Below are 1,711 nucleotides of genomic sequence, written 5' to 3'. Positions count from 1 at the left end.
TGTCATCCTGCGACACGGTGGCTTTGGCCGCAGGAATCAAACTCAACACATCAGCAACCGTCAACCGCTGGTGCTGCGCGGCTAACGCCAGCCCGGCATCGACCTCCTGCGAGGAAAAACCCTGCGTTAACGCCATGATCTTCTCGCACCGGACGGCCACAGCACTCACCCCCTGATCCACGCACGCCGCCACATAACGCTCAGCACCTGCGCCATAGGCCAAAAACTTCGCCTCCTGCGCAGTCGTCGCCCGCGGCCGGTGATGTGCCGGCCCCCTCACCACAGGCACACCCGGGAAATGACTGTCATCGACCACGGTCGTCACCGCCCGATCTGCCGGCACCTTGTGCTCAGCGACAACCTCAATCTGGCCCGTGACATCATCAATGACCATCACGACCACCGTCGTATTCTGCGGATCACTAGTGACCACCACCTGCTGCCCCAACAGCCGCTGCGGCACCGAATACTGCACACCCTGGAAAGTCACCATCGGCGTGCGCTGACCAACCTTGCGCACCCCCGACGGGCTGACCACCAGCGACGACTGCGGCACAGCAGAGAAAAACTCACGCTCACGCTCCAACAGCTGCGCAGGCGTCAACCCCCGGACACACTCACGCTGATTGACCTCCTCAACAAACTGCTCACACCGGGCGACCAACTCGGCAAAGCTGGCGTACTCACAAGCCAGGTTCGCCTGGGTGGGCACCAGATGCTCCTTAGCCACCGCCACAGAACGCTCCACACCACCCTTCGTCTCCGGATCGTAGGGGTGACAGGTCAACAACTTCGCCCCATAGCGGGACAAAAACTCCACCATCTGCGGATTTTTCACCGGCAGCCCAAACCGGGTCACCGTCGACGCGGTCTTTTCGTTATCGGTCAGCACATACTTCGGAACACCGCCGAAAAACCGCAGCGCCGCATCCAAGGCGTACTGCACAGACGGTGCCTGACGATTCCGCAACGGGTAGACAAACCGGGCCCTAGAAAACGGCAACCACGCCACAAACAGCACCGTTTTGGCCCCATCGACGACGGGGCCGTCACCGAAGTCGTACTGCATGTACTGCCCAGGAGTCGGCACCACCGGCTTATACACCCGCTGCCTGGACTGGGCAAAGACCTTCTTCCGTGCCGCGACAGCACGATCCACACTGCGCTGGGAAGCATCGAAGTCGGGAAACTGCGACAGTCGCTGGAAGACGATCTTCGACTGCACCTTCCCGCCGGACTGCTCGATGAGCTCGTCGATGTGGGCGTAGAACTTCTCCAGCTTCTTCGGCCGGCTGCGCCGCACCTTCCGAACACCGTCGACGGTGTGCATCGCGGTCAGCGCCTCCGGGCCTTGCGTGACGTAGGCCTTGACCGTGTTGGGGCTAACGCCGCAGACCTCAGCGGTCGCGCGATAGCTCTTGGCCAAGCTGAACGTGGTAAAAATATCCATGATCCCTTCCAGGGTCAGCATGCAGTCCTCCTCTGACTGTGGTGTGATGTTTTGACGGATTAATCATCACAGATTCGGAGGGGGACTGCTTTATGTACAGGGGGGTTCGGGGGCCCAACAGGTGCTACAGGGGGGCACAAGGCCCCTCCCGCAGGCGTGGGCGGTGATGGAAGAACTAGGGCCGGGGGTAGGGCTCGCTCCGTCTACGTGGTGCGCACTTTCTCGTGTCGCTGAGTGTGCAATCTATCGTGTCGCTCAACA

At 61.1% G+C, this 1,711-nt stretch carries 1 protein-coding gene; it reads right to left on the bottom strand.

What is annotated here, in order from left to right; all coding sequences use genetic code 11:
- Positions 1–1,471: IS21 family transposase (gene istA / locus C1Y63_RS12340; protein ID WP_106016741.1), on the bottom strand; the 1,471-nt coding region annotated here is incomplete at its 3' end.
- Positions 1,472–1,711: the final 240 nt, after the last annotated feature.

Source organism: Corynebacterium sp. 13CS0277 (assembly GCF_002994655.1).
In the GTDB taxonomy this organism is placed as follows: domain Bacteria; phylum Actinomycetota; class Actinomycetes; order Mycobacteriales; family Mycobacteriaceae; genus Corynebacterium.
The sequence above is the reverse complement of the archived record's forward strand: the minus strand, read 5'-3'. Positions and strand labels throughout refer to the sequence as shown.